Raw genomic sequence first — 7226 nt, forward strand, 5'->3', positions numbered from 1 at the left:
GGCTCGGGCAGAGCATCACCATGGCGGCCGTGCTGGGCCTGCTGCCTCCCGGCGTCGACGTGCTGTCCGGCCGGGTCGAGTACCGCGGCGAGGACCTCCTGGCCGCCAGCGAGAAGAGGCTGCGCGAACTGCGCGGCCGTCGCCTGGCGATGGTCTTCCAGGATCCGATGACCGCGCTCAACCCCGTCGCTCGCGTCGGCGCTCAGATCGCGCGCGCCGTGCGACTCCACGGCGACGGCGTCACCCGCGCCCAGGCCGATCGGCGCGCGGCCGAACTCCTCGCCGCGGTCGGGGTGCCGGATGCCGCGGCGCGCGCCCGCGCGTATCCCCACCAGTGGTCGGGGGGTATGCGCCAGCGCGCCGTGATCGCCGCGGCCATCGCGCACGACCCGGACCTGCTCGTGGCGGATGAGCCGACCACCGCGCTCGATGTGACGATCCAGGCACAGATCATGGATCTGCTGGCGCAGGCGCGTCGTCGCACCGGCGCCGCGATGGCGCTGATCACGCACGATCTCGGACTCGTGGCGCAGACCGCCGATCGCATCGTCATCATGTACTCGGGCCGCATCGTCGAGTCGGGCACGGTCTGGGACCTCTTCGACGCGCCTCGCCATCCCTACACAGCCGGCCTGTTGGCGAGCCTGCTGACCGCCGAGAGCTCCTCGGGGCGCGCCTACGCGATTCCGGGTTCGCCTCCGCAGCCGGCCGCCCGACCGGCGGGGTGCCCGTTCGCCCCGCGATGCGAGCTGCCCGCGAAGTCGGCGCGATGCCGGACCGACCTGCCGCCGCTGCGCGTCGTGTCGCCGGCGCACGACAGCGCGTGCCATCACGCCGAATCCGTCTCCCGCTTCGCCCAGGAGGTCGCCGGATGAGCGCCGCAGAACCCGTCCTGCAGATCGACGACCTGCACGTGCGATTCACCCGACGCACCGGGTGGCGCCGCCGCCACGTCGTCGATGCCGTGGACGGCGTCTCCCTCACCCTGCATCGCGGCGAGACGCTGGGCCTGGTCGGCGAGTCCGGATGCGGCAAGTCGACGCTCGTGCGCACGGTGTTCGGGCTGAACACCCCGGCATCCGGCGAGATCCGCATCCTCGGCCAGCGCATCGACGACCTGCCGCCGCTGCAGCGGCGACGCCTGCGCAACCGCGTGCAGCTGGTGTTCCAAGACCCCTACTCGTCGCTGGATCCGCGCCTCAGCGTCCACGACATCGTCGCCGAGCCGCTCACGATCGTCGGGCGCTACTCCAAAGACCGTGTCGTCGAGTTGCTGGAGAGCGTCGGCATCGGGTCGGAGAGCCTGCGCCGCACCCCCGCACAGTTCTCGGGGGGCCAGCGGCAGCGCATCGGCATTGCCCGCGCGCTCGCTCTCGAGCCGGAGGTGCTCGTCCTCGACGAGCCCGTCTCGGCACTGGACGTGTCGGTCCAGGCGCAGGTGATCAACCTCCTGCAGGACCTGCAGCGCGAACGTCAGCTCTCCTACCTCTTCATCGCACACGACCTGTCCGTCGTCCGCCATCTCTCCGACCGCGTCGCCGTCATGCGCGCCGGTCGCATCGTCGAGATCGGCGCCCGCGACGAGATCTTCGAACGGCCCCAGCACGCGTACACGCGGACGCTCCTGGCCGCGATCCCGATCCCCGACCCGCACCTGCGGGCGGATGCACCACCCGCACCAGCACCTGCCCTCACCCGAACGAACAGAGGAACGCCATGACCCACCGCACATCCCGCGTCCGTCGCGCGCTCGCCGCCGCGGCCGCGCTCACCGGCGCCGCGCTCGTCCTGTCTGCCTGCGCCGGCGGCTCGGCGTCGACCGCCGAGACCCACAACCTGACGATCGGCGTCGTCGCGGAGCCGGAGAAGTCGCCCGACCCGATCATCGACGGGTCGCTGGCGGGCTACAACATCTACTACAACCTGTTCGACCAGCTGACGGTGCTCGATGCCGACGGCAAGATCCAGCCGTCGCTGGCCACGTCGTGGACGCCGAACGCGGACTTCACCCAGTGGACGTTCACGCTCCGCGACGACGTGAAGTTCCAGGACGGCGAGCCGTTGAAGGCGTCGGACGTGGTCTTCACGTACGAGACCGTGCTGCACACGCCCGACTCGGACAACCTGGGCTACATGGGCATGCTGCAGTCGGTGTCGGCGCCCGATGACCACACGGTCGTCTTCGACCTCAACTCGTCGTTCTCGCCCTGGCCGTCGATCACGACGGCGCAGTCGATCGTTCCCGAGAAGGTCTACACCGCGCTCGGCTCGGAGGGCTTTGCCGCCGCGCCCGTCGGCAGCGGCCCCTTCTCCTTCGTCAGCTGGAAGCGCGGCGTCGACTACGTGCTCAAGCGCAACGACGCCTACTGGGGCGGGGCGCCGAAGATCGACACGCTCACCTTCCAGACCGTCTCCGACGAGGAGGCACGCCTCAACGGCGTCATCTCCGGCAGCCTCGATGTCGCCCTGATCTCGCCGAACCAGGTCTCCTCGGCCGAGGGCAGCGGCGTGGACGTGCGCTCCCGCGCCGCCAACGGCACCACCTTCCTCGGCATCAACTCGACGTCCGGCCCGTTGGCCGATGAGCGCGTACGCCAGGCCGTCTGGCACGCGATCGACCGCGACGCCCTGGTGAAGACCGTGCTGAGCGGTCGCGCGGTGGCCAACGATCAGATCGTCGCCGCCAACGTCACCGGCTACGCGGCCGATGCGAAGGGTCCGGCCTACGACCCCGCCGCCGCGAAGGCGCTGCTCGCCGCGGCCGGCTACAACGGCGAGGCGATCCCCCTGGAGTACGCGACCAGCGGCCGCATCCCGATGAGCGCCGAGATCGCGCAGGCGATCGCGGGCTACCTGGAGGCGGTCGGCTTCACGGTGACCCTCTCCGGAATGGACCAGGCCACGCTCTCCAACCGCATCTACAGCACCGTCGACATGAAGGGGCTCTACCTCAACACGTGGGCGCCCTCGACGATGGACGGCGACATGCCCGCGACGAACCTGTTCGCCGGAGGACAGAACGACTACGCGAAGAGCCCGCAGACGGCGGCTCTCGTCGCGAAGCAACGCACCGTCGCCGGCGATGACCGGATCGGCGTCTTCCGCGACCTGGCCGAGGCCAACTTCCAGGCCGCCTACATCGTGCCGCTGTTCACGCCCGAGGCCGACTACGCGGTATCGCCGAAGGTCACCTGGACGCCGCGCGTCGACGGCGAGTACGACCTCGCCGATGTGAGCTTCGCCGGCTGATCCCGCCCGACGGGGAGGAGCGACGCACCCGCGCGCTCCTCCCCGTTCCGACCTCTCTCGAAAGGCCCCTTCCCGTGACCCTCACTCTGCTGCACGACGTCCGCCCCTGGGGAGGTGCGCCCGCCGACGTGCTCGTGGACGCCGACGGCATCCGCGAGATCGCCGCCCCCGGCACGATCGACCCCGCGATCACCACCGCGGATGCCGTGACGATCGACGGCGACGGCGGCATCCTGATCCCCTCGTTCAGCGACGTGCACGTGCACCTCGACTCGACGCGCATGGGTCTGCCGTTCCGACCGAACACCGCCGGAGAGACGCGTTGGTCGCACATCATGAACGACCGCGAGAACTGGCGCTCCGCCGAGCGCCCGGTCGCCGAACGGGCGACGTACACGCTCGGCCGCATGATCGCCCAGGGCGCCACTCGCGTGCGCAGTCACGCGCAGGTGGATGCCGATTCGGGATTGGAGAAGTTCGAGGGCGTGCTCGCCGCGCGCGAGGCGCATCGGCAGCGTGCGGCGGTCGAGATCGTCGCGTTCCCGCAGGTCGGCATCCATCTCGAAGACGGTGTTCCCGATCTGTTGGATGCGGCCCTGCGTTCGGGAGCCGACCTCATCGGCGGCATCGACCCGTGCGAGATCGATCGCGATCCGGTGCGCCACCTCGACACGGTCTTCGACCTGGCCGACCGCCACGGCGTCGGCGTGGACATCCACCTGCACGAGGGCGGATCGCTCGGGCTGTTCTCCCTCGACCTGGTCCTCGAGCGCACCCGGGCACTCGGCATGACCGGGCGCGTGAGCGTCTCGCACGCGTTCTCGCTGGCCGATCGCTCCGCCGGCGTCGATCGGGCCCTGGAGCAGATCGCGGAGCTCGACGTCGCCCTCACGACGATCGCCCCCAAGGGCTCGCTGTCGGTCCCCCTCGATCTCCCCGTCGAGCGCCTGCTCCAGATGGGCATCCGTGTGGGGCTCGGAATGGACGGACAGCGCGACTACTGGTCGCCGTGGGGTGACGGCGACATGCTGGAGCGCACCTGGATGCTCGCGTTCACGCAGGGCTTCTCCCGCGACGATCTCATCGAGGACTGCCTGGCGATCGGCACCTGGGGCGGCGCTTCGGTCATCGACGCCGCACTGCCCCGACTCGCTCCCGGCGTCCGCCCCGGCCTCGCCGTCGGCGACCCGGCGGAGCTCGTCGTCGTCCGCGGCGACACGCCCACCGCCGCCGTGATGGACCGTGACCCGCGGCGCATCGTCATCCACCGCGGTCGCGTGGTCGCCCAGGACGACGAGCTGACATGACCACGAAGATCCTCGCGGTCAACTGCAACACCGATACGGCCATGACCGCGGCGATCGCGGCGATCGGCCAGGCGGCGGCCTCACCGGGAACGACGGTCGTCGGCGTGACCCCGGCGTGGGGTCCCGCGTCGGCCGAAGGGTATGTCGAGAGCCTGGTGACCGCGACGGCGGTGATGGATGCCGTCGCCCGCCGCACCGACGCCTTCGACGCCGTCGTGATGGCGGGCTTCGGCGAGCACGGTCGGGAGGGGATGCGCCAGCTCATCACCCAGCCCGTCGTCGACATCACCGAGGCGGCCGTGTTCACCGCATGCCTGCTGGGTCATCGCGTCGGCGTCGTCACGACGGTGGCCTCAGCGCTCGCCGGCATCCACGACAGCATCACGACGATGGGCATGGGCCGGCCGCTGCTGCTCCGTGCGCGCGGCCGACGTGCACGTCTCGAGCATCGGCGATGATGTCGCCCGCACCGCCGACGCGCTCGAGGGCACGGGACGCGCCGTGCTCGCCGACGGCGCCGACGTGCTCGTGCTCGGCTGCGCCGGTTTCGCCGGACTGGATGCCGAGCTGGAACGCCGGCTGGGGGTGCCCGTGGTCGACGGCGTCGCCGCCGCCGTGCGCTGGGCCGAGAGCCTGGTCGCCCTCGGCAAGCGCACCAGTACGGCCGGTCCGTACGCGCCGCGCGACCGCGAGAAGGTGTGGTCAGGACCACCCCTGGGAGCTCTCCGTCTGTTGACCTGAAAGTTCATTCATGACGTCAGGTCGTCGGAGTAGGATGCGGTCATGACGCTCCTCGACGGCATCACCTCCCGGATCATCGACACCGATCGCCTGCGCGTCGGCATCCTCGAACGCCGCGGCGACAACCCGGCCGCGACCGCGGATCAGACGGTGATCCTGGTGCACGGCAACGTGTCGTCCAGCCTGTTCTGGCAGGAGCTCATGCAGGATCTGCCCAGCGATCTGCGGGTCGTCGCCATCGACCTCCGCGGCTTCGGCGAGACCGAGAGCGCGCCCGTCGACGCGACGCGCGGCGTCCGTGACTTCAGCGACGACGTGTTCGCCACGCTGCAGGCGCTGGGCATCGAGACGGCCCACCTCGTCGGCTGGTCGATGGGCGGCGGCGTGGTCATGCAGTACGCGATCGACCACCCCGCACGCTCCCTCACGCTGCAGGCTCCGGTCTCGCCCTACGGCTTCGGCGGCACCCGCCGCGACGGATCGCGCGTGACCGCCGACGATGCGGGTTGCGGTGCGGGCGGCGCCAACCCCGACTTCGTCCAGCGCCTCACCGACCGCGACACGACCGACGAGGCCCCCACGTCGCCGCGCAGCGTCTTCCGCTCGGGTTACGTCGCGCCCGGCTACGCGAGCGCGCACGAGGACATCTGGGTCGAGTCGATGAACACCACCTCCACCGCGACGGGCAACTACCCCGGCGACAGCGTCGCCAGCGAGAACTGGCCGGGATTCGCCGCCGGACGGCTGGGCGTGCTGAACACCATGGCGCCGCAGTACTTCGACACGTCGGCGATCGTGGAGATCAGTCCCAAGCCGCCCGTCCTCTGGGTGCGCGGCTCCGCCGACGCGATCGTCTCGGACGCCTCGTTCTTCGACATCAACCACCTCGGCGCGCTCGGCGTGATCCCGGGGTGGCCGGGCGCCGAGCTCGCCCCCGCGCAGGAGATGGTGTCGCAGACCCGCGACGTGCTCGACGCCTACCGCGCGGCGGGAGGCACCGTCACCGAAGTGGTCTTCGAGGGCGTCGGCCACGCGCCGCACCTGGAGCGGCCCGCACAGTTCCGCCGCGCCCTGCTGGAGAACATCGGCTACATCGGCCGGCCGGCCGATCCCGCCCCGCCCACCGAGGCGATCATCCTCAGCTCCTCCGACTGAGCCGGGGCACCTCGTCAGCGACGGGCGTCGAAGAAGGTGCGCAGCAGAGCGCGCGCGTCATCCTCGAGGATGCCGCCGACCACCTCGGCCCGCACCGGAAGCCGCCTGTCGCGCAGCACGTCGTACACCGATCCGGCAGCTCCCGCCTTCTCGTCCCACGCGCCGAACACGACGCGTGAGATGTGCGCCTGCAGAATGGCGCCCGCGCACATCAGGCAGGGCTCGAGGGTGACCGCGAGCGTGCACCCCTCCAGATTCCAGCTGCCGAGGGATGCCGCGGCCTCGCGCAGCGCCACCATCTCCGCGTGGGCGGTGGGATCGGCCGTGGCCTCGCGCCGATTGCGTCCGACGCCGATCACGGTGCCCGCGGCATCCCGCACGACGGCACCCACCGGGATCTCGCCCGCGGCACCGGCCTCGGCGGCGAGCGCGAGCGCGCGACGCAGCGCGCTCTCGTCGTCGGCACGCACGGGCAGGCTCATGCCTTCAGCGTAGGCTGAGATCATGCGCGTGCACGTTGCCGATCACCCCCTCATCACCCACAAGCTGACCGTGCTGCGCGACGAGCGCACACCGTCGCCGGTGTTCCGTCAGCTCACCGAGGAGCTGCTGACGCTTCTCGCCTACGAGGCGACCCGCAGCGTGCGCGTCGAAGAGGTCGAGATCCAGACGCCCGTCACGACGACGACCGGGGTGCGCATCTCCGAGCCGCGACCCCTCGTGGTGCCGATCCTGCGCGCCGGCNTCGGCATGCTCGACGGAATGGTGAAGCTG

The 7226-nt window shown here is 71.0% G+C and carries 9 protein-coding genes; 8 read left to right on the plus strand and 1 reads right to left on the minus strand.

The window, feature by feature from the left end; genetic code table 11:
- From I5I_RS15705 to I5I_RS15730, 7 genes are all read left to right on the plus strand, one after another.
- On the plus strand, positions 1 to 875 hold an 875-nt coding region (locus I5I_RS15705; RefSeq protein ID WP_036321993.1), incomplete at its 5' end, for an ABC transporter ATP-binding protein.
- Positions 872 to 1720, plus strand: a complete 849-nt coding sequence (locus I5I_RS15710) for an ATP-binding cassette domain-containing protein (protein ID WP_051039691.1) — start codon at positions 872 to 874, stop codon at positions 1718 to 1720. The genes I5I_RS15705 and I5I_RS15710, both read left to right, overlap by 4 nt.
- Positions 1717 to 3249: an ABC transporter substrate-binding protein gene (locus I5I_RS15715; RefSeq protein WP_036321995.1), complete on the plus strand. Its 1533-nt coding sequence runs from the start codon at positions 1717 to 1719 to the stop codon at positions 3247 to 3249. The genes I5I_RS15710 and I5I_RS15715 overlap by 4 nt, the downstream gene beginning before the upstream one ends.
- A 74-nt stretch (positions 3250 to 3323) precedes the next feature.
- Positions 3324 to 4556 carry an amidohydrolase family protein gene (locus I5I_RS15720; protein ID WP_083868061.1) on the plus strand — a complete coding sequence of 411 codons (1233 nt, stop codon included), beginning with the start codon at positions 3324 to 3326 and terminating at the stop codon, positions 4554 to 4556.
- A complete protein-coding gene (locus tag I5I_RS17835; RefSeq protein WP_204365833.1) occupies positions 4553 to 5014 on the plus strand; it encodes an aspartate/glutamate racemase family protein in 462 nt (153 codons plus the stop codon). Before I5I_RS15720 ends, I5I_RS17835 begins: the two co-directional genes overlap by 4 nt.
- The gene (locus I5I_RS17840) at positions 4974 to 5297 is read left to right on the plus strand and encodes an aspartate/glutamate racemase family protein (protein WP_204365834.1); all 324 of its coding nucleotides are present in this window, start codon (positions 4974 to 4976) and stop codon (positions 5295 to 5297) included. The genes I5I_RS17835 and I5I_RS17840 overlap by 41 nt, the downstream gene beginning before the upstream one ends.
- Before the next feature lie 42 nt (positions 5298 to 5339).
- Positions 5340 to 6452 carry an alpha/beta fold hydrolase gene (locus I5I_RS15730; protein ID WP_036321998.1) on the plus strand — a complete coding sequence of 371 codons (1113 nt, stop codon included), beginning with the start codon at positions 5340 to 5342 and terminating at the stop codon, positions 6450 to 6452.
- Between the two features lie 14 nt (positions 6453 to 6466).
- Here the strand turns inward: I5I_RS15730 and I5I_RS15735 are convergent, their stop codons facing one another.
- Positions 6467 to 6934 (minus strand): nucleoside deaminase, encoded by a 468-nt coding sequence (locus tag I5I_RS15735; protein ID WP_036322008.1) that lies wholly within the window; start codon positions 6932 to 6934, stop codon positions 6467 to 6469.
- Between the two features lie 22 nt (positions 6935 to 6956).
- On the opposite strand from I5I_RS15735, the gene I5I_RS15740 reads away from it, so the two are divergent.
- Positions 6957 to 7226, plus strand: a 270-nt coding sequence (locus tag I5I_RS15740; RefSeq protein ID WP_036321999.1) for a uracil phosphoribosyltransferase, incomplete at its 3' end; no start/stop codon positions are given.

The organism is Microbacterium sp. B24 (assembly GCF_000333415.1).
Taxonomy (GTDB): Bacteria; Actinomycetota; Actinomycetes; order Actinomycetales; family Microbacteriaceae; genus Microbacterium.